Origin of the sequence: Chryseobacterium lactis (assembly GCF_003815875.1) — a bacterium.
Classification (GTDB): Bacteria; Bacteroidota; Bacteroidia; order Flavobacteriales; family Weeksellaceae; genus Chryseobacterium; species Chryseobacterium lactis.
The window spans coordinates 270,671-291,519 of sequence record NZ_CP033924.1; the positions used below are offsets into that span (position 1 = coordinate 270,671).

Genomic DNA, 20,849 nt, shown 5'->3' on the forward strand with positions numbered 1-20,849 from the left:
TTTATTTTGAACTAGTAAGAACATTTATGTCATTAAGTTTAATGAAGACAAATAGATTTTTCATAGGCATTACGTTAAAAGCGAAGTTCATCTTTATATTCTCAACTTCTTACTTAAAATCTTAATGGTTTACAATGAATTTAACATTGAATAATCAGATCATGTATGTTGAAGTTTCATCTTATTACATTATAGACTTTAAATGTTTATCTTTGTACAACAATAAAAAACTATGATTTTATCAATGACCGGCTTCGGTAGAGCCGAAGGTGTTTTTGAAGGAAAAAAAATAACAATAGATATTAAATCATTGAACAGCAAGAGCTTTGATTTAAATATTAAAATTCCTTTACGTTATAAAGAAAAAGAATTTGAAATCAGAAAAATTCTTAACGATAGAATTATCCGTGGAAAAGTAGACTGCTACGTTAACCTGGAAAACCTTGAAGAATCTAACGATGTAAAAATTAATAAGAGTTTAATTGATTCCTATGTCAAGGAACTTAAAAATATTGCATCAGACGGTCCCGACTTCGAATATCTGAAAATGGCAGTGAGACTTCCTGACGCTATTACTTCCAGACCTGATGAGCTTACGGAGGGTGAATGGGAATCATTAGCCAAAATCGTCTATGCAGCTATAGATCGTTTCGAAGAGTTCAGAAAGACTGAAGGCAGTATTTTACATGAAGAATTAAACAGAAACATTCAGAATATTGATAAATATCTGAGTGAAGTCATTCCTTTTGAGGAAGAAAGAATTGTAAGTGTAAAAGAACGTTATCAGAAAACGCTCAAAGAATTTGAAAACGTTGATGAAACACGTTTCTACCAGGAAATGGCCTATTTTACTGAAAAATTGGATATTTCAGAAGAAAAGGTAAGACTTGGCCAGCATCTTAAGTACTACAAAGAAGTGATGGATAATGAAGATTTTAATGGAAAAAAACTAGGTTTTATTTCCCAGGAAATCGGAAGAGAAATCAATACTTTAGGCTCAAAAGCCAATCATGCTGCCATTCAGAAACTGGTTGTTATGATGAAAGATGATTTGGAAAAAATTAAAGAACAGACATTAAACGTACTGTAGTTACGAGGTGCGAGAGCCGAGGTTATAATTACACCGGAAAAAGGTAAAATAACCCCGGAACTCGCAATCCGAAATGTGAAACGAAAAAATATGGACAAAGTAATTATATTTTCAGCACCATCCGGGAGCGGAAAAACTACATTGGTAAAGCATGCACTGGAAACATTTCCGGAACTTAAGTTTTCAATTTCCTGTACTACAAGACAGCCAAGAGGAAGTGAAATTCACGCCGTGGATTATCATTTTCTGACGCCTGAAGAGTTCAGACAGAAAATTTCAGAAGATGCTTTTGTAGAATATGAAGAAGTATATACTGATAAATATTACGGTACTTTAAAATCTGAAGTAGAAAAAATCTGGAATCAGGGAAAAGTTGTTATTTTTGATGTGGATGTAAAAGGAGGTATTTCTTTAAAAAAATATTTTGCTGAAAAAGCGTTATCTATTTTTATAGAACCCCCATCCATTGAAGAATTGGAACGAAGATTGATTTCAAGAAATACTGATGATGCAGAAACCATCAAAACCCGTGTAGCAAAGGCTGAGGAAGAAATGTCCTATGCCACCGGGTTTGACATGATTGTGATCAATACCGATCTTGATATAGCAAAAAAAGAAATAGAAAGTTTAATAAAAAGTTTTATCAGTAACTAAGGGCTGTGAAATGGAAACAGGATGATGAAAGTACCACCATACACTCTCCATCTGACTTCTGATTTCTAACCACTGACTTCTGATAATAAAAAAACTGAGGTTGATATGAGTACCGAAACATTAGAAAAAGCTAAATCTGCGATTCCTGTAAAAGGGTTTCTGGATATAAAGGATATAGCAATTCCTCAAGGAGAAGAATTGGTAAAAGCAATTCTTAAGCTTAAAGAAGAAAAGAATGCTGTAATTCTTGCCCATTATTACCAGCCGGGAGAAATTCAGGATATCGCTGATTTCCTGGGTGATTCTTTACAGCTGGCAAGACAGGCAAAAGATACCAATGCTGATATGATTGTATTCTGTGGAGTACATTTCATGGCAGAAGCTGCTAAAATTCTGAACCCAACTAAAAAAGTAGTTCTTCCTGATACAATGGCTGGATGCTCTCTGGCAGACGGATGTTCCGGTGAAGGCTTGAGAAAAATGCGTGAGCAGCATCCTAATGCTTTAATTGCCACCTACATCAACTGTAATGCAGAAACCAAAGCAGAAAGTGATATCATCGTAACCAGCTCAAATGCTGAAACGGTTATTGAAGCACTTCCAACAGACAGACCGATCATTTTTGCTCCGGATAAAAACTTAGGAAGATATTTATCTAAAAAAACCGGTCGTGATATGATCCTTTGGGATGGAAGCTGTGTGGTACACGAAGCTTTCTCAATGGAAAGAATTGCTCAGCAGCTTGCAGATAATCCGGATGCAAAATTAATTGCTCACCCTGAAAGTGAAGAAGCAGTATTGAAGCTTGCCCACTTTATAGGATCCACTTCTGCCCTATTGAATTATGTGGAAAAAGACGATTGTCAAAAATTTATCATTGCTACTGAGGAGGGAATTCTTCACGAAATGAGAAAACGTGCTCCTCACAAAGAATTGATTCCGGCACTTGTTTTTGATGAAAGCTGCAATTGCTCAGAATGTTTCTACATGAAGCGTAATACCATGGAAAAATTATACTTATGTATGAAGTATGAACTTCCTGAGATTCTGATCGACGAAGAATTACGATTGAGGGCACTAAAACCTATTGAGGCTATGCTTGATCTTTCAAAAAGCATAAAATAATTTTTTTTCACTATTGAATATTTATTATATTTGGAATCTAAACTAATAATAAATATGAAAAATTTAAAGAGATTAAACCGAGAAAATCTTAAAAATGTAAACGGAGCCGGAGGAGGTTCTTGCAGCCGTTGCGGAATAAGTGAAATTTGCGATATAGGATGTTATGGACAGCCTGTGTGTATTCCAAAGTTGCATTACTTCCCTGTTGATTGTTAAAAAATAAATAGGCTATCTCGATGAGATAGCCTATATTTTTAGTTTACTTATAGAAGTCAGAATAATCAGGACCGTAACAATCTGCACTTACATCTACGCAGTTTCTGCAATTTGCAGATAACGCCCAGTAGCTCCAGCAGCTATTAGTATACTCCGGTCCTTCACCATAATTACCACCTGTAGGACATCCCCCACAACCAGATATTCCTTTACCATAGATATTCTTTAAGCTGGATTTTGATAATTTTTTAATTGTTTTCATATTATTTTAGTTTTTTAAATTATAAATAAAGAGCATTCTTTTACAGTACTCTTTTATGATAAATAAATTAAAAAGGTTCAAAACATTCCCAGCTAGCCAACACTCTTTTTTTACAGCATTCAGAAAGGGCTGCAAAGTCTCCGCATGATTTTTGTTCATTTGGTCCATATGGACCGTCTGGGCAAGTTTCATTACAATTTCCGATTCCACCACCGTTGATTGATTTTAAGCTCAATCTGCTCATTTTTTTTGAATTTTTCATGATTTTTTTGTTATAGTTCAGATGATAAATGTAGGATTTTTAGTTAGTTAATACAAATAATCTATTAATTACTTCTCTATAATAAGAGTTACAATAATTATTTTAAAAACCCTTGCTATTTCAAAATAATTTGTACATTTGTTCTTTAACAATGAGTTTATTAAGAAACATATCTGATATTTCTGCTCTGAAATCACCTATTTCAGGCATATCTTCTGTTTCTACAATTACAACTACAACAACTACCCCATAACGGGGTAAATTTTCACATATTATTTTGGGCTCCTGTACTCTTTTTCTAAAGAGTAAACACTTCCTTTTTATTCAATCTCAAATAAATAATTGATGAAAATTTTAAAATTCGGCGGAACTTCCGTCGCCAACTCACAGAATATTTTACTGGTCGAAAAAATTATAAAAAAAGAATCTCTGCAAAATAGAATTGTAGTCATTGTATCGGCATTGCATGGTGTTACTGACCAACTGATCAAAGCGGCTGAATATGCTGCTGCTAAAGATGATTCTTATGTATCAATCATTAAAAACCTTGAAGAAAAACATCTGCAACTGGTCAAGGAACTGATCCCTGTTTTAGAACAGAGTTCATGGCTAAGCTTTGTTAAAAAGCACTTTAACGATATCGAAGATTTATACAACGGGATTTTTGTTCTGGGTGAGCTTACTGACAGAACAAAAGATAAAATTACTTCATACGGTGAATTTTTATCTTCCAACATTATCGCCGCAAGACTTCAATATCAGAATCTGGATTGTACATGGATGGATTCTTCACAGCTAATCAGAACAGACAGCCACTTTACCCAGGCGAAAGTACATATTGATCTCACTGAAAAAAATATCCAACAGTACCTGGATATTCATCCTAATCAAATTATCATTGGCCCTGGTTTCATTGCTCAGGACGAAAAAAACAATATAACCACCTTGGGAAGAGGTGGCTCGGATTATACAGCGGCTCTTATTGCTGCTGCCATTCAAGCAGAAGAACTTCAGATATGGACCGATGTAAGCGGAATGATGACTGCTGATCCACGTCTTGCATCACATGCCAAACCAATCTCAGAAATATTGTATCATGAAGCTATGGAACTGTCGCATTTTGGAGCAAAAGTTCTCTATCCGCCATCCATTCAACCCGTCATGACAAAACACATTGATCTTAAAATCAAAAATACTTTTGATCCGGATGCTCATGGGACATTGGTTTCTCATCGTCTGAAAAGTTCAGAAAATGAAAAAAAACAAATTGTGGTGGGAATTTCAAATATGAGTCATATTGCTTTACTTACTTTAGAAGGAAGTGGAATGGTGGGAATTCCCGGCATTTCTGCAAAATTGTTTCAGGGACTTCAGCATGGGAATATCAATGTGATCCTGATTACACAAGGATCTTCAGAACATTCTATTACCATTGCTATTCATGAAAAAGATAGGCAGGCTGCCGAGCATGTCATTAATGCTTCATTTGCAGATGATATCAGTTTAAAAAGAATTTCTCCCGTAAAGATTGAAACTGGACTTTCCATTGTGGCACTTGTGGGAGAAAACATGAAAAGCAGAAGCGGAGTAAGTGCTAAAATGTTTGGATGCCTGGGAAATAATGGGATCAACATCAGAACAATTGCACAGGGATCTTCCGAAAGAAATATCAGCATTGTCATCTCTGAAAAAGATACCCGAAAAGCAGTCAATATTCTGCATGAAGAATTTTTTGAATCGGAAATTAAACAAGTACATCTTTATATTTGTGGAACCGGTAACGTAGGCTCAAAATTGATCCGGCAGATCTATGATCAAAATCAATATTTGAGAGAAAACCTTCTCATCAACCTGAGAATAGCCGGACTTTCCAATAGCCGTAAAATGCTGTTTTCTGATCAGGGAATCTCCCCGGAAGATTATATCACCTGGAATGAAAACGGCCACGAAGCTTCAGTACACGATTTTGCACAGGAAATTATATCCCGGAACCTAAGAAACTCTGTCTTCATAGATATTACAGCAAGCTCCGAAATTCCGAAAGTGTATGAAGGTTTATTAAAAAGGAGTATCAATATTGTAGCCTGTAATAAAATTGCAGCTTCATCAGATTTTGACAATTATAAAACATTAAAGGATACCGCCAGAAATCACAACTGCAATTTCCACTTTGAAACCAATGTGGGAGCTGGCCTTCCCGTAATAGGAACCATTAATGATCTGATTAAAAGCGGAGATAAAATAACTTCTCTTGAAGCGGTACTTAGTGGAACCTTAAACTTTGTCTTCAATAATTATGATGGAAGCCGAATGTTTTCTGAAGTGGTAGCTCAGGCACAAAAGGAAGGCTATACAGAGCCGGATCCAAGACTCGACCTATCCGGAACTGATGTCGCCCGTAAAATTTTAATTCTTGCCAGAGAAGCTGGATATTCCCTTCAATTTGACGAAATTGAAAACGTAGGATTTCTTCCTGAAGCCTGCATGCTGGGAAGTGTAGACAACTTCTATGAAAAACTTACAGAACATGAAGACCATTTTAAAAAACTATGGTCAGACGCCCAGAGAGAAGGTAAAATATTGAAATATGTAGCTGAATTTAAAGATGGAAAAGCAAAAGTTGGTCTTCAGCATGTTTCTCCGGAAAGCGATCTCTTCCACCTGTACGGAAAAGACAATATTGTTATTTTCAAAACATTGAGGTATTCTGAGCAACCATTGGTTGTAAAAGGCGCCGGTGCAGGTGCCGAAGTGACCGCAAGTGGAATTTTCGCAGATATTATCCGTTCCGTTTAAAAAACAAAAAAATATGAAAAAAGTAAAACTAAAAGTCCCGGCCACCGTTGCCAATCTGGTATGCGGGTTTGATATCCTGGGAATGGCCATCCATGAGCCTTACGATGAAATGGAAATCAAATTGCTTGACATCCCCGAAATCATTATAAAACATGTGGATTCCTTTGGACTTCCTGAAGAAGCTTCAAAAAATGTTGCCGGCGTGGTTCTTCAAAAAATTCACGAACACCTTAAACTTACTACCGGATTTGAGGTAACGATCCGAAAACATATCAAACCGGGAAGCGGGCTCGGCTCCAGTGCGGCAAGTGCCGCCGGAGCCGCCTTTGGAGCCAATGTATTATTGGGAAATATTTTATCTGATGATGAAATGATTCATTTTGCCATGTTTGGGGAGGAACTGGCATCCGGAGTACGCCATGCAGACAATATTGCACCCTGTATTTACGGAGGTATCACACTGGTGAAATCCACGGTTCCAATTGATATTATTCCACTGAATACTCCTGACTTATTTGTCGCAGCAGTACATCCTCAGGTTGAGGTAAAAACATCAGATTCAAGGCAGATTTTAAAGAAAACTATCCCTATGAAAAGTGCGGTAGAACAATGGGGAAACATTGCAGGACTCATAGCCGGAATAGAAAAAAATGATTTCTCTTTGATCGGAAGAAGTCTGAACGATGTGATTGTAGAACCTATACGGAGTATTTTAATTCCAAAATTTGATGAGATCAAAACAAAAAGCCTGCAAATCGGTGCGCTTGGAGGAGGAATTTCAGGATCCGGGCCTTCCATCTTTATGCTTGCAGAAAAAAAAGAAACGGCTGAAAAAATAGCCCATCTCATGAAATCTGTTTACAATCAGATGGAGATTGAAAGCTATACCTACGTTTCAAAAATAAATCCGACAGGAATTGAAATTATTGAAGAATCATAAAATAATCCACATAAAAAATAATGAAATATTATAATTTAAAAGACAAGTTTGAAGCGGTCGATTTCAAGACAGCAACTATAAAAAGCCAAGGTAAAGACAAAGGTTTATTTTTCCCTGAAAATATTCCTCAGTTTGAAGAAGATTTTATAACCAATCTGTCTCAATACTCTGATCAGGAAATTGCTTACCGTTGTATGAAAGACTTTGTAGGGGATGAAATTCCTTCCGAAGTATTACAGACCATTGTTGATGAAACAGTGAATTTTGAAATTCCTTTAAAAAAAATAAATGATACCATTTCCGTTTTAGAGCTTTTTCACGGACCTACACTGGCGTTTAAAGATATTGGCGCCCGGTTCATGAGCCGGTGCCTGTCTTATTTTTTAAAGGATCAAAATAAAAAAGTAACTGTTTTAGTGGCAACTTCAGGAGATACCGGCGGCGCAGTTGCCCATGGATTCTATGATCTTCCTGGAATTGAAGTTGTCATCCTTTATCCAAAAAACAGGGTCAGCCATGTTCAGGAAAAACAACTGACTGCTTTGGGCAAAAATATCTTTGCCCTGGAAGTCAACGGAAGTTTCGATGATTGTCAAAACCTTGTTAAACAAGCATTTTCTGATGAGGAAATAAATAACAGGCTATTTCTGACTTCGGCAAACTCTATTAATATTGCGAGATGGCTTCCACAACAGATATATTATTTATTAGCATTAAAGCAATGGCAGTCAATTGAACAAAAAGCACCTGTTATTTGTGTTCCGAGTGGTAATTTTGGTAATATTTGCGCAGGACTTCTGGCTCATTTCAGGGGACTTCCGGCAGAACATTTTATTGCCGCCTGTAATTCAAATGATATCATTCCCGAATATTTACAGACTAAAAATTTTAAACCAAAAGAAGCTTTGCCCACCTTATCCAATGCTATGGATGTGGGAAATCCAAGTAATTTTGTAAGAATTCTGGAACTCTTCGGGCATCAATTTGATTCATTTAAAAATAAAGTTTCAGCCTACTCCACTGATGACACAGACACAATGAATACCATTAAAGAAGTTTATAAAAAATACAATTATATTCTTGATCCGCATACTGCCGTAGCCTTTGCCTCCCTGAAGCAATATCTGGAGGAAAATCCGGATAAAAAGGGGTTTATCCTGGGAACCGCTCATCCTGTAAAATTCCCGGAAGCAGTAGAAAAGGCAATACATCTGGAAATCGATATTCCGGAAGCATTAAATGACTTAATGACAAAGGAGAAAAAAACTGTAGAAATAAATCCAGATTTTGAAGAATTAAGACGATTTTTGCTTCATCAAAATTAAAAACAATGAGCAAAATATATCTTGAAGATGTAAAAATATATGCCTATCATGGAGTTCTGCCTGAAGAAAATATTATAGGAACCTATTATATTATCAATGCGGAACTTCATACCGATCTCTGGAAAGCATCAGAATCCGATGATCTTAATGATACGATAAGCTACGCAGACATCAATGATATCCTTCATCAGGAGATGAAAATAAAATCAAAACTTCTGGAACATGTAGCAGGTAGAATTATTTCAAAAATTTATAATAGCTTTCCACAGATTGATTATATTAAGCTTAAAATCACAAAAACTGCCCCACCGATGCAGGGAGAGATGAAAGGAGCCAGCATTGAACTGGAAAAAAGTTTTAAGCCTGAAAATTAAATTCTTATTTTCGTTCTATAAAAAATATACAAATTGAAATTCGTTAAAATATTATTTTTAGTTACCTGTATCAACGTTTTTGGACAAACCGGTGTTGATAATCAATTAGCCCATTACAATTTTCCAAAAATCAGATCGAGTATTACAATGCCTGTAACGATTCCACTTTCGGAACTGAGTAATATGGTTAATGCTTCTGTGAAAGATCTGATTTATCAGGACGATTCTTATACAGATAACAATAACGACCAGTTCAAGGTAAAAGTATGGAAAACAAGACCCATTCGCCTGGTTGGAGGTACCAGTCAAAATCTTTTGATTGAAGTTCCTTTAAAAATATGGGCAGAGAAAGGAATAGGAACTCTGGGTGTATACACCTATCAGAATACCACTTTTGAAACGGTCATGTCTTTCAACACTACGGTAAGTTTTAAAAACAACTGGACAATTACTACCACTACCCGTCCCAATGGTTTCAGATGGGTCACAAAACCCGTTCTGGATTATGGAAAAATTCAGATTCCAATCACTCCAATTGTTGAAAAGAATCTGAAAGAGCAACAGGAAAAGTTCTGCAAAACGATTGATCAGCAAATGGCTACCCAATTAAACTTCCAGCAGTATGCCGTAATGGCCTGGAATACTTTTTTACAACCGTTCAATATTTCAGAAGAATATAATACCTGGTTGAAAATAAGCCCTGTCGGAGTTAATATTACTCCGTTAAAATTCTATGGAAACCAGATCACGGCTACCCTTGGGCTTGATATCTACTCCGAAACTTTTACAGGAAATAAGCCGGGAGCTTCTTTACCGGTAACTTCAGCTGCCAATTTTAATTTTTCCCCTACTGTGGCGGATCGTTTTGTATTGCAGACTACGGCCAATATTCCTTTTACAGAAGCAAGTGGTATGGCCAGAAAAACTTTTTTAAATAAAGAATTTGATATTCGTGATTCCAAGGTTAAAGTGACAGACATCAGGGTATATGGTGTTGACAACAGAGTTGTGATTGAAGCCCAGACGGACGGTTATATTAAGGGAACATCCATTATTTCGGGAATTCCGGTTTATGATGAAGCAAAAAGGAAAATCGTTTTGTCTGATACGAAATTTAAACTCAAGACGACCAATATTCTGCAGAAAACCGCATCTCTCCTGTTTCAGGGAAAAATCGTAAAAATGATTGAAGAAGAATACGGAATTCCAACTCAGGAATTGGAAGAAGCATCAAGGAAAAGTATTGAAGACGCATTCAACAAAGAATATTACAAAGGTTTAAAAATGACCGGAAAAGTTTTCAACCTCAAACCCAGCAAAATTCTATTGAGCGATACCGGTATCACAGCGGTCATTGACACCAATGCAGCTTTAAAATTACTTGTTAATGGATTTTAAAATTTAAACTAAAAAACTAAGCATCAACTAATAACCACCATGAGAAAATATTTAGCCGTTGTAGACAGAAACAGGTCACAGAAAATGGTAAGATTGGCACATCTTATCATTGACAGACTTGTCATATATTTCATTTTTATTGCCTTTGGATTCTTTTCATCCTTACTTTATGAACTGACAGGTATCGCTTTCTTTTTCGAGATTGTTCAGAAAATGGCTTCCGTAAGTAAAGTCACAGATATCCTGATCACGGCTTCAGTTTATTTTATATACATTTTCCTTATTGAATATTTTACCAAAGGAAGATCTATCGGAAAATACATCACAGGAAGCAAAGTGATTTGTATTGATGGAAGCGAACCGACTTTTAAAGATTATTTTATCCGGAATATTTCCAGATTTGTCCCCCTGGATGCATTTTCTTTCATTGGAGAAAATGGCTGGCACGACAGCTGGAGTGAAACAAGGGTAATTAACCTTAAAAATTATAAAGCTGAAAGACAGGCAAAAAGCGAAATCGATGAGCTTGGAAGGAAAGAAATTGCATAAAAACTTTTGTTCATAAAGAATTTTTGCTATATTTGCACACCTCAAAAATGGTAAAAATGGTACTTTGGCCGAGCGGCTAGGCAGTGGTCTGCAACACCATCTACAGCGGTTCGAATCCGCTAGGTACCTCCAAAAACCTCTAATTTATTTTAGAGGTTTTTTTATGTCCTGTTAAGATCATTCTGATTTTATTATTTTCATTCTCAAATCTTATAAAACGATCTCTTTTCACATTTTATATAGGCAAAAAAAAATCCTCGGAAATTCCGAGGATAAAAACTAATAACCATGAAAACTCAAATTAAACATGAGTTGCGTTTGTATATTGAAAAATCGTGCCAGAATCGCAATTTTAGAAAAAATATTTTTAAATATATTTTTCTGAAACCAACCGATATTTTTCAATAATTTCTTCTGTTTTTTTAATATTATTAAAAAGTTTTCGATACTAATTACAGGAGTTTTAAATAAAAACAAGCCTTCGACAAAATTAATAAAAAATTCATAATAGAAAATCAACTAAGTTAAAAATTTGCATTTCCTAAAAAAATTAGCACAATTATATATACTACAAAATAATTGATATTAAAAAAACGGAAAATGGCATAATTTATTCTTCTATTTAATAAAATCATTAAATTTCAATATTATGGAAAATAAAATTTTCATGAAAGAAGATTTCGTCAGAAATAAAGATAATGAGTACGAACTACAGTTTAAAGTGTCAGAAATAGGTGAAGGTTCTAATCTCATTACAGAAAGACTCAATGAAAAAAACGAATATGAAACAGTCCAGGTTCAAATACGAAGATTTGATGACTTTGTGTTTATCGTTTGGGATAAGCCATTTGATGGAAGAATATTTTTTGACAACTAAGTGTTTTAGTACTTACAAAAAAAGCCTCCAAAATGGAGGCCTCAAAAAACACAAATGATGAAAAAAAAATTTTATATCAGAAATAAAAATTTAATCGTTTAATCCTATCTCAAAATTATACAGTCTTTTTTATCTATTTTATGACTCCACTCATAAAATTTGAGCTTTACATTTTATTTATTGAGGCTACGAAAGGGTTTTGATTATATAAGTCCAGCTTCATTCAATATTTTATCTATGTTATTGTCTCACAACAAAAAAGATTGATATATTTTACCACATTCACACTCATATAAAAGTTTAAAAATAAAATTTACACTAATAATCTCCATAATATAAGAAAAAAATACAACATAAGCTATGATCGAGGTTATATTTTTAAAGTAGATAAAGTCATAGTTTTACCTATAATTTAATTCAAAATATTGTGATAAAATTTTCTATACTTATAGCCCACTATAATAATGGAAAGTATTTTAAGGATTGTTATGACTCGTTAATCGGTCAGAGCTATGAAAATTGGGAAGTTATTATTGTAGATGATGCTTCTACTGATGATTCGGTAGAAGTGATAAGATCATTCATTAATAATGATCCCCGGTTTAAGCTGTATTACAATTCAACAAATAAAGGTTGTGGCTTTACCAAAAGAGAATGCATGAAATATGCAGAAGGTGAAATCTGCGCCTACTTAGATCCGGATGACGCCCTCTATCCGGAAGCCCTGGAAAAAACGGCACATGAATTCATCAGTGATCATGAGATTGTAGCAGCCTACTCTCAAATGATGTTATGTAATAATGAGCTTACACCCGACAAAGTTTTTGCCAGCACCAAGCAAATCTACAACAGCCGCTACTTTTTTAATTGCCCGACTCAGTTTGCTCACTTTTTTACCTTTAAAAAAGAAATTTATTTAAAGACCTCAGGTATTAATCCAAAATTAAAAAGTGCCGTAGATCAGGATTTATATTTAAAAGTACTGGAGTATGGTGATGTAAAATATATAAAAGAACCTCTCTATCTATACCGTCTTCATTCTAATGGGATCTCACAGCAAAGCGCAAAGAAAAATGCAAAAGAGTCCTTTGCAAGAGTAATCCACGACACCATGAAAAGAAGAGGTATAAAAAAAATAAACAACCAACTGGTCCCCGAATCTTATACCAGCTCTCAGGAAATCTATGAATTGCTTGACTATCAAACCAACAAAATTCATCGCCTCATCAATAAAATAAAGGTTACTTTAAATCTATAAGTACAAACTCCTCAGCAATTGAGGAGTTTTTTATTTTCAAAATCTTAGGTGAGGATATATAAAATAGAAACGGCCTCCATTCGGAGGCCTAAAAAACACAAATGATGAAAAAAATCTATTTAGAAAAATCCAAACAGAATATTGTATAAGGCTTATTGGTATCTTTTCTTATTGTACTTTTTCCAATACGGAAAATCATAAGTGTAGCACCAAAATCCAGATTTATGATTAATTTTTTTAAGAACACAACAACATCCAGAAATAATAAGCATTGATAAGGCAAACAAAATACCCAACTCCAAAATCAATGAATCATCAATAATTTCCATTATCATACAGTTTTTTTTAGTTTTTATAATTAAAATTTAATAGTAATCATTAAATACAATATGAAAAACTAGTATAAACTATATGTTGATTAAAAAATCCTCATAATGAGGATTTGTAAATGTAGTTAAATATTTTGTTTTTCACAAAGTTATTCTTCCCAAATTATCGGAATATATATTGTAACATAACCGTCTGCATCTACGCTTGCATCGGACACTGTTGCTACAACTGAACCATATCCTACCCAACCTCCTTGTCCCTGCATCGCATAGAAAGTATAAGTTCCTTCCGGAAGACCATCATAATATTGCGGAACCGTTTGAAGTCCTCCACTGTAATAAGTGTCATACATATCTCCGGTAGCCATATTTTCAGCAATAAAACTTCCTACGTCGTAGCTTCCTGATAGAATTTTTGTTCCATCTTTTGCCAGAAGACCATAGCGAATTTTATATGTCTGTTCCTTCGTTTCTTTATCAGATACTTCTGAACGTTCTTTAGATAAAGTCTTCACTGCATCTTGAGAAGAAAAAGAAGTTGTGATAGTCAGCAGCCCAATAAAAGCCGATACTGTAAAAATTGATTTTTTCATATTAAAGAAATTTGGTATCTCAAAAATACGCAACTTATATGAATTCAATGGAAATTATTAATTAAATAAAACTTACAATTACAAAAAATTCCCTGACCGAGCCAGGGAACTATGATGAATCTCGTTTAGAAGATTAATTTTCTGATATGAAAACCAGTATATTAATGACAAACTTTATGCCTTAACCGGTGTTAACCCCCTATTTTTATATGAAATTTATCATTATGTCCTTTTTCAAGAATTAACTTTAACACTCTTTAACTAAAACTTGGCTTCATAATTGAAAATAAAACTAAAACTAAAGTCGTTGTGACTTAAGCTTATTAAAATTTGAATTATGAAAAAGATAATATTAGCAGGTTTCTTATCCGTTTTTTTGATAACGGCCTGCAAGAAGGATGACAGAACAGCTGAGAAGTCTCTGGATGAACAGAAACTTGAATTTCAGGCGAGACAGCTTGAAATAGAAAAGCAGAAACTGGCTATTGAAAAAGAAAAACTAGTCTATGAGGCTCAGAAAAAAGCAGATAGCATTTCAGAAAAAAGAGCAAAAGCTACTGCTGAAAATAATTCAAAACCACAGGTGATAAGAGAGACAAGAACTGTATATAGAGACAGAAGATCAAACTCTAATTCCGGAGGCGGCAGTAACGGAGGTTATGCTGACAACGGAACTGGTACATCACAAGGAACTACAAAGAAAAAGGGAATGAGTAAAGCAGCTAAAGGTACAATCATTGGTACTGTTGGTGGAGCAGCGGTAGGAGCTATTGTTGCTAAGAATAACAGAGGTCTTGGTGCTGTAATCGGAGGTGTGGTAGGTGGAGCTACCGGATATACAATCGGTAGATCACAGGACAGAAAAGATGGAAGAGTACAACCTCGCAGATAATATTTTTAACTATAACATATAAAGATTGCTTATTTTTAGGCAATCTTTTTTTATGATATTGATTCTACTTTCTTCGATCTTCATTATTCCGGTCTTAATGGGCTGGGGAAAAATCGTGGAAAATGTATACGGCAGTCTATTTCAGGGCATCTCAGCAAAAATGTTGTCGGGAACTCTCGTTTTAAGTCTGGGATGGGCGATCATTTCTTTTTTTACACCGTTAAACATTTATGTAGAAATTATTACTGTTTTGTTGGGCTTGTTTTTCTTTTTCAAGAATCAACTTTATCATGCTTTTTATCAATTTTCAAAAAAAGAATATTGCCTGATAGCAATTGTTTCGGGGACTATTTTATTGGCGGGATCTTATTATCCTTATATATTAGATCATTTTGGATATTATGTACCTACCATCAGGTGGCTTACCGAATATGGTCTGATTCAAGGAATTTCCAATCTCGATCTTACACTGGGACAAATGTCGGTATGGCATATTTTTCAGGCTGGATTTTCAAATTTCTCAGATCCTTATTTGAGGATCAATACGATTCTCCTGCTTATTTATGCTCTCTATAGTATTGAAACAAAAACCTGGATCCATCTGTGTTTTATTCCTGTTCTTCTCCTGTTCTCACAATCTCCAAGCCCTGATCTTCCGGCCATTGTTTTTTCTTTGATTGTTTTAAATGAACTTATTGCAGGTCACAAAAACACGGTTTTACTTTTTGCCTTATCTATTTTAGCTTTTACCATTAAGCCAACTATGATATGGCTCCCGGTACTGGCTTTCTTGTATTTTACATTAATTATTAAATCAAATTTCAGAAAACTTACTTTCGGAATATTAATTCTCTTTTTATTCTGTATTAAAAATATCTGGACATTTGGATATCCGTTATTTCCTGTTGCATTGGGTGATCTCGGGATACCCTGGAAACCGAATGCTGAAATTTTAAAAACGTCCTCGCATTATGCCATTCAGAAAACGTATGACATGCAGTATTCTTATGAGGAAATTAAACAATTTTCAACATGGGATCATATAAAAAACTGGTTTTTTCTGAATGGTATCAAATCGAAAATAAATATACTGTTCATCCTGAGCCTGATATTCTTCATCGTTTTTGCCTGTATAAAGAAAAGAAAAACAATCACTTTAATTTGTATTTCATTACTGATCAAAAGCATATTGGTACTGGCATTTTCAGCTCAGTACAGATTTTTTATTGATGTTTTTTTTGTATTATTTTTTGTATTGTTCTACAGGTATTTTGATAAAAGAAAATCAATCATTGTATTTTCAGCGGCAAGCTTATTTTTCATTTCTCTATTATCTTTTCCTGGCTTTATACAGCAATATGTACCGAGTTTCAGACTGGGAAATTTCATGGCAGGATTTGAAAAAGAACAACTTTATAAACCGTCGACCTATGAATATAATCAGTTTCAAACATTTAAATTGGGGAATCTAAAGTTTAATATTTCCAAAAATTATCCCTACAATTTTGACACTCCCCTTCCTGCAATTTCTCCAGGTTATATTTTTGATGATAAAAGAGCAGGTATTTTCCCTCAACTTAAGGACAAAAATGATGTTAGAAAAGGATTTATCTGGAAAAAGCTCAATCCCGAGGAAAAAATGGAATTGGAAAAGATTATCAATAATATCAAAAACACTGATAAATAGAACAAATCCTGAAACTTTATTATATGAAGAAAAAAAGGTAATTTTGTATTATGTTCAACACATTAGGTAATCTTCTTAGTCTTACAACATTTGGAGAAAGTCACGGAGTGGCTTATGGCGGTATCATCAATAATTTTCCGGCAGGTTTAACGGTAGATCTCGATAAGGTTCAATACGAATTGAGCCGAAGAAAACCAGGACAGTCTGCGATTGTTACTCAAAGAAAGGAAAGTGACACTGTAAAGTTTCTTTCAGGACTCTTTGACGGAAAAACTACGGGTACGCCCATTGGTTTTATTATTGAAAACGAAAATCAGAAATCAAAGGATTATGATCATATTGCACAAGCATATCGTCCTAGTCATGCAGATTTTACATATGACCAAAAATTTGGTTTAAGAGATTATCGCGGTGGTGGAAAATCTTCTGCGAGAGAAACCATGAACTGGGTGGTAGCAGGTGCTTTAGCCAAACAATTATTACCGGACATCGAAATCAATGCTTACGTTTCTTCTGTGGGCGATATCTTCTGTGAAAAACCTTATCAGGCTTTAGACTTTTCTCAAACGGAAAGTAATGACGTTCGTTGTCCTGATGCTGAAACAGCAGAAAAAATGATCTCAAGAATCAAAGAGATCAAAAAAGAAGGTAATACCATTGGCGGAACAATAACCTGCGTCATTAAAAATGTTCCGGTGGGAATTGGTGAGCCTATATTCTCAAAACTTCAGGCAGAACTGGCAAAAGCAATGCTGAATATTAATGCTTGCAAAGGTTTTGAATATGGAAGCGGTTTTTGTGGTGCTAAAATGACAGGAAAGGAGCACAATGATGCTTTTAACACAGATTTTACCACAAAATCTAATCTTTCAGGGGGAATCCAGGGAGGAATTTCCAACGGAATGGATATTTATTTCCGCGTAGCATTCAAGCCTGTGGCAACGATTTTAAGACCTCAGGACAGTATTGACAAAGAAGGAAATCCTGTGGTCGTAGAAGGAAAAGGACGCCATGATCCTTGTGTGGTTCCAAGAGCTGTTCCTGTTGTGGAAAGCCTTGCAGCATTTGTATTAGCCGATCTCTTTTTGATCAACAAAACAAGAAATATCAATAATTTTTAATATAAACATTTTTCGTAATGAAAAATTACTGGGATAAAGGAATTTCTTTTGAAGAATACCTTCAAATTGCACAAGAAAGATTAGAGAATCCTGCTAACCAACAGGAGGCTGATTTTAAACAATATTACGAGCTCGGACTTCAGAGAATGGACAGAACGGTAAAAAAATACGTCCCGAATGAAGATCAGCTCAATGAACTGAAATCCAAAAACTTTGATGGAAAGATCCTGATTATTTCTGAAGCATGGTGCGGTGATGCCAGTGCAACAGTTCCAGCTCTTTTCAAATTCTTTGAGGGGCATAATGACGTAAAAGTTTTTCTGAGAGACAGTGATAAAAGTTTAATCAATCAGTTTTTAACCAATGGTACAGAATCTATTCCTAAGGTTCTGATTCTGGATAAAGATTTTAATGTAAAAAATTCATGGGGTCCTCGTCCGAAATACGGTTATGAGTTACTGATGAAATATAAGGCAGATCCTGAAGCATATCCGAAAGATAGTTTCTACAATGATCTGCAGATATATTATGCCAAAAACAGAGGAAAAGATGCTGTTCAGGAAATTTTAGATCTGCTATAAAAACAGAATATGAAAAAAAGTCTCATTTATATTGTAGTAATCGTTATTATCGGCGTTGTAGCATTTGTACCGGGGATAAGGAATTTTCTGAAAGATACCTTCTTCCCTATTGCAACTATTGAAAATGCCGTTCATATAAGCGATGAGGATTACGATATAGAACTGAAAGGAATAAATGCACCGAGCACCAATCTTAAGAATTTTAAAAACAAACCTGTTTTCCTGAACTTCTGGGGAACATGGTGCCCGCCATGCAGAAAAGAATGGCCCTCTATTCAGAAATTATATGATTCCCGAAAAGAGAACGTAGATTTTGTACTGATCGCCATGAATGATAAAGAAGAGGATGTAAGAAAATTTTTAAAAGAAAATAATTATTCCGTTCCTGTTTATATCGCACAAAGTCCTATTTCAGAAAAAATTCTTCCAAGAGTATTCCCTACAACGTTCCTTTTAGACAAGACCGGTAGGATTCTGATTAAGGAAGATGCCACCAAAGATTGGGACACAGAGACTGTGCATCAGTTCATTGACAACATCATTAAATAATTTTTTAACTAAATTTATAATTTGTTGGTACAGGATTTGTGAAATTTATAGCGTTGAAAAATTTGTTTAAATCCAAACACAAAATGAAATATTCAAAATTAAATCTTGCAAAAGAAGCTATCAATCACAAGGGCTTTGTAAAAAAGATCCCTGATATTTTCAGAATGGTCAAAATGTGGAGAAAAGGAGTCTATCCAATGAAATCCATTGACATTATCCTGCCTTTGCTGGGAATTTTATATGTCATCTCTCCTATTGACCTTCTTCCTGAGTTTGCCATACCTATATTGGGAGTAATGGATGATCTGGCGGTATTATCGCTCACGATTCCTAAACTTATCAAAGAGGTAGATAAATTTTTACTTTGGGAGGCTGAACGAAAATATAACGGCACCCAGGTCATTGACGCTGAAATTTTAAAATAATAGTTTATTATATTTTAAAACCATCTTGAGAAATTCAGGGTGGTTTTTTATTGACAAATGAGTGATAAATTTTTAAGCCTTATTTCAAATCCTTAAATTTGCAATATCTAATAAAAAATAATGGAAAGTAAAAAAGAATTCTTCTTAGAGTGTTACAAACTGGGCATCATCAAATTTGGAAGGTTTACCTTGAAAAGTGGCATTGAAAGTCCTTTTTATGTAGACTTGAGACCTTTGGCTTCAGATCCTAAAATTTTAAAAAATCTCGCTAATTATTTGTTGGAGATGCTTCCACTGGATAATTTCGATTTAATCTGTGGCGTTCCTTATGCTGCACTTCCGATGGCGACTGCGATGTCACTGGAAAGTTATATTCCATTAATTATTAAAAGAAAAGAGGCAAAAAGCTACGGAACCAAGAAACTGATCGAGGGAATTTACCAGAAAGGGCAAAACTGTCTGTTGGTAGAAGACGTAATTACTTCAGGAAAATCTTTGGTAGAAACTATTGCTGAAGTAGAACAGGAAGATCTAAAAGTTGCTGATATTGTTGTGGTATTAGACAGAGAGCAGGGAGGAAAACAACTGCTGGAAAGTAAAGGATACAGAGTTCATACGCTATTCAATATTTCAGAGGTTTGCGAAATTCTTCAGGAAACCGGGGAGTTATCAGATGAGGAAGTGAAAAGAATTCAGGATTTCTTACAAGGAAATCACATTCAGTTTGAAGAAGAAATCAGACCTTCTTATGAACAGAAACTTCAAAATGCACAACATTCGGTTTCAAAAAAGTTATTAGAAACAGCGTTGGCAAAAAAATCTAATCTTATTGCATCTGCTGATGTTACTACGACACAAGAACTTTTAGCCCTGGCTGAAAAAGTAGGTCCTCATATTATTGCCTTAAAAACGCATATTGATATTATCTCGGATTTTGAGTACGAAAAAACAATCACACCTTTAAAAGAAATCGCTGCAAAACATCAATTTTTATTGATGGAAGACAGAAAGTTTGCAGACATTGGAAATACTCAGGAATTGCAATTCACCAGCGGTGTTTTTAAAATCACAAACTGGGCAGATTTTGTAACGTCTCAGGTGATCGGAGGATTTGAATCATTAGACTGTTTCAACAACGTAGGAGTGGTAGCCATCGTTGGAATGTCTTCCAAAGGCGCATTAACTACTGCGAGCTATCGTGAAGAAGCCTTGAAAATCGTTTCATCTCACCCTAATGTTATCGGTGGAGTATCTCAGAATAAAATTCTTGAAGATCTTCTATTATTCACTCCGGGAGTAAATCTTGCAGATTCTGGAGATGGCAAAGGACAGCAATACAACACGCCGGAGCATGTTTTCAAAACTTTACACACAGATTTTATCATTGTAGGAAGGGGAATTTATAAATCGAACGATCCTGAAGCCGCTGCGGTAACTTATAAAACTGAAGGGTGGAACGCATATATTAATTCTTTAGAAAAAAAAGCAATTCAGAACTAAAATCCTGTAAACTATATGACAAAATAAGCTATATTTGGGCTTTATC

At 34.9% G+C, this 20,849-nt stretch carries 22 protein-coding genes and 1 tRNA gene; 20 read left to right on the forward strand and 3 right to left on the reverse strand.

The genetic code is table 11. The features are described 5' to 3' along the window. Positions 1 to 232 precede the first annotated feature (232 nt). The 4 genes from EG342_RS01240 to EG342_RS25040 all read left to right on the forward strand — a co-directional run bounded on the left by EG342_RS01240 (position 233) and on the right by EG342_RS25040 (position 3,085). Positions 233 to 1,090, forward strand: coding sequence for a YicC family protein (locus EG342_RS01240; RefSeq protein ID WP_103292085.1), 858 nt, complete (start codon positions 233 to 235; stop codon positions 1,088 to 1,090). Positions 1,091 to 1,180: 90 nt separating this feature from the next. Then, complete coding sequence (gene gmk, locus EG342_RS01245) at positions 1,181 to 1,744, forward strand: guanylate kinase (protein ID WP_103292084.1); 564 nt, start codon at positions 1,181 to 1,183, stop codon at positions 1,742 to 1,744. Positions 1,745 to 1,849: 105 nt separating this feature from the next. Beyond that, positions 1,850 to 2,869: a quinolinate synthase NadA gene (gene nadA, locus EG342_RS01250; RefSeq protein ID WP_103292083.1), complete on the forward strand. Its 1,020-nt coding sequence runs from the start codon at positions 1,850 to 1,852 to the stop codon at positions 2,867 to 2,869. Positions 2,870 to 2,923: 54 nt separating this feature from the next. Next, positions 2,924 to 3,085: a bacteriocin-like protein gene (locus EG342_RS25040; RefSeq protein ID WP_164465139.1), complete on the forward strand. Its 162-nt coding sequence runs from the start codon at positions 2,924 to 2,926 to the stop codon at positions 3,083 to 3,085. 43 nt (positions 3,086 to 3,128) lie between these two features. Here the strand turns inward: EG342_RS25040 and EG342_RS01255 are convergent, their stop codons facing one another. Together EG342_RS01255 and EG342_RS01260 are read right to left on the reverse strand one after the other, a co-directional pair. Continuing rightward, positions 3,129 to 3,347, reverse strand: coding sequence for a hypothetical protein (locus tag EG342_RS01255; protein ID WP_103292082.1), 219 nt, complete (start codon positions 3,345 to 3,347; stop codon positions 3,129 to 3,131). A gap of 67 nt (positions 3,348 to 3,414) precedes the next feature. Then, a complete protein-coding gene (locus EG342_RS01260; RefSeq protein WP_103292081.1) occupies positions 3,415 to 3,609 on the reverse strand; it encodes a hypothetical protein in 195 nt (64 codons plus the stop codon). Between the two features lie 345 nt (positions 3,610 to 3,954). Here EG342_RS01260 and thrA point away from each other — a divergent pair, with 345 nt between their 5' ends. The 9 genes from thrA (at position 3,955) to EG342_RS01305 (ending at position 13,126) form a co-directional block, all read left to right on the forward strand. Beyond that, the gene (gene thrA, locus EG342_RS01265; RefSeq protein WP_103292080.1) at positions 3,955 to 6,405 is read left to right on the forward strand and encodes a bifunctional aspartate kinase/homoserine dehydrogenase I; all 2,451 of its coding nucleotides are present in this window, start codon (positions 3,955 to 3,957) and stop codon (positions 6,403 to 6,405) included. 13 nt (positions 6,406 to 6,418) lie between these two features. After that, positions 6,419 to 7,345, forward strand: a complete 927-nt coding sequence (locus EG342_RS01270) for a homoserine kinase (RefSeq protein WP_103292079.1) — start codon at positions 6,419 to 6,421, stop codon at positions 7,343 to 7,345. 20 nt (positions 7,346 to 7,365) lie between these two features. Next, a complete protein-coding gene (gene thrC, locus EG342_RS01275; protein WP_103292078.1) occupies positions 7,366 to 8,670 on the forward strand; it encodes a threonine synthase in 1,305 nt (434 codons plus the stop codon). 5 nt (positions 8,671 to 8,675) lie between these two features. Continuing rightward, positions 8,676 to 9,044 carry a dihydroneopterin aldolase gene (folB, locus tag EG342_RS01280; protein WP_103292077.1) on the forward strand — a complete coding sequence of 123 codons (369 nt, stop codon included), beginning with the start codon at positions 8,676 to 8,678 and terminating at the stop codon, positions 9,042 to 9,044. 33 nt (positions 9,045 to 9,077) lie between these two features. Further along, positions 9,078 to 10,442 carry a DUF4403 family protein gene (locus tag EG342_RS01285; RefSeq protein WP_103292076.1) on the forward strand — a complete coding sequence of 455 codons (1,365 nt, stop codon included), beginning with the start codon at positions 9,078 to 9,080 and terminating at the stop codon, positions 10,440 to 10,442. Positions 10,443 to 10,481: 39 nt separating this feature from the next. Then, positions 10,482 to 10,991 (forward strand): RDD family protein, encoded by a 510-nt coding sequence (locus EG342_RS01290; RefSeq protein ID WP_103292075.1) that lies wholly within the window; start codon positions 10,482 to 10,484, stop codon positions 10,989 to 10,991. A 58-nt stretch (positions 10,992 to 11,049) separates the two neighbouring features. Beyond that, positions 11,050 to 11,123 (forward strand) — tRNA-Cys (locus EG342_RS01295). Positions 11,124 to 11,640: 517 nt separating this feature from the next. Continuing rightward, positions 11,641 to 11,868 carry a glutathione synthase gene (locus EG342_RS01300; RefSeq protein WP_103292073.1) on the forward strand — a complete coding sequence of 76 codons (228 nt, stop codon included), beginning with the start codon at positions 11,641 to 11,643 and terminating at the stop codon, positions 11,866 to 11,868. Between the two features lie 427 nt (positions 11,869 to 12,295). Continuing rightward, positions 12,296 to 13,126, forward strand: a complete 831-nt coding sequence (locus tag EG342_RS01305; RefSeq protein WP_246008711.1) for a glycosyltransferase family 2 protein — start codon at positions 12,296 to 12,298, stop codon at positions 13,124 to 13,126. Positions 13,127 to 13,604: 478 nt separating this feature from the next. Here the strand turns inward: EG342_RS01305 and EG342_RS01310 are convergent, their stop codons facing one another. Continuing rightward, positions 13,605 to 14,048, reverse strand: coding sequence for a hypothetical protein (locus EG342_RS01310; RefSeq protein WP_103292071.1), 444 nt, complete (start codon positions 14,046 to 14,048; stop codon positions 13,605 to 13,607). 337 nt (positions 14,049 to 14,385) lie between these two features. Here EG342_RS01310 and EG342_RS01315 point away from each other — a divergent pair, with 337 nt between their 5' ends. The 7 genes from EG342_RS01315 to pyrF all read left to right on the forward strand — a co-directional run bounded on the left by EG342_RS01315 (position 14,386) and on the right by pyrF (position 20,803). Then, complete coding sequence (locus EG342_RS01315) at positions 14,386 to 14,940, forward strand: YMGG-like glycine zipper-containing protein (RefSeq protein WP_103292070.1); 555 nt, start codon at positions 14,386 to 14,388, stop codon at positions 14,938 to 14,940. Between the two features lie 52 nt (positions 14,941 to 14,992). Further along, entirely contained in the window at positions 14,993 to 16,627 is a 1,635-nt protein-coding gene (locus tag EG342_RS01320) for an LIC_10190 family membrane protein (protein ID WP_164465140.1), read from the forward strand. A gap of 50 nt (positions 16,628 to 16,677) precedes the next feature. After that, positions 16,678 to 17,748 carry a chorismate synthase gene (gene aroC / locus EG342_RS01325; RefSeq protein ID WP_103292069.1) on the forward strand — a complete coding sequence of 357 codons (1,071 nt, stop codon included), beginning with the start codon at positions 16,678 to 16,680 and terminating at the stop codon, positions 17,746 to 17,748. 17 nt (positions 17,749 to 17,765) lie between these two features. Beyond that, positions 17,766 to 18,329: a thioredoxin family protein gene (locus tag EG342_RS01330; RefSeq protein ID WP_103292068.1), complete on the forward strand. Its 564-nt coding sequence runs from the start codon at positions 17,766 to 17,768 to the stop codon at positions 18,327 to 18,329. A gap of 9 nt (positions 18,330 to 18,338) precedes the next feature. Continuing rightward, the gene (locus EG342_RS01335) at positions 18,339 to 18,878 is read left to right on the forward strand and encodes a TlpA family protein disulfide reductase (RefSeq protein ID WP_103292067.1); all 540 of its coding nucleotides are present in this window, start codon (positions 18,339 to 18,341) and stop codon (positions 18,876 to 18,878) included. An 83-nt stretch (positions 18,879 to 18,961) separates the two neighbouring features. Beyond that, positions 18,962 to 19,303, forward strand: a complete 342-nt coding sequence (locus EG342_RS01340) for a YkvA family protein (RefSeq protein ID WP_103292066.1) — start codon at positions 18,962 to 18,964, stop codon at positions 19,301 to 19,303. 120 nt (positions 19,304 to 19,423) lie between these two features. After that, entirely contained in the window at positions 19,424 to 20,803 is a 1,380-nt protein-coding gene (gene pyrF / locus EG342_RS01345; RefSeq protein ID WP_103292065.1) for an orotidine-5'-phosphate decarboxylase, read from the forward strand. The last annotated feature ends 46 nt before the right edge of the window (positions 20,804 to 20,849 follow it).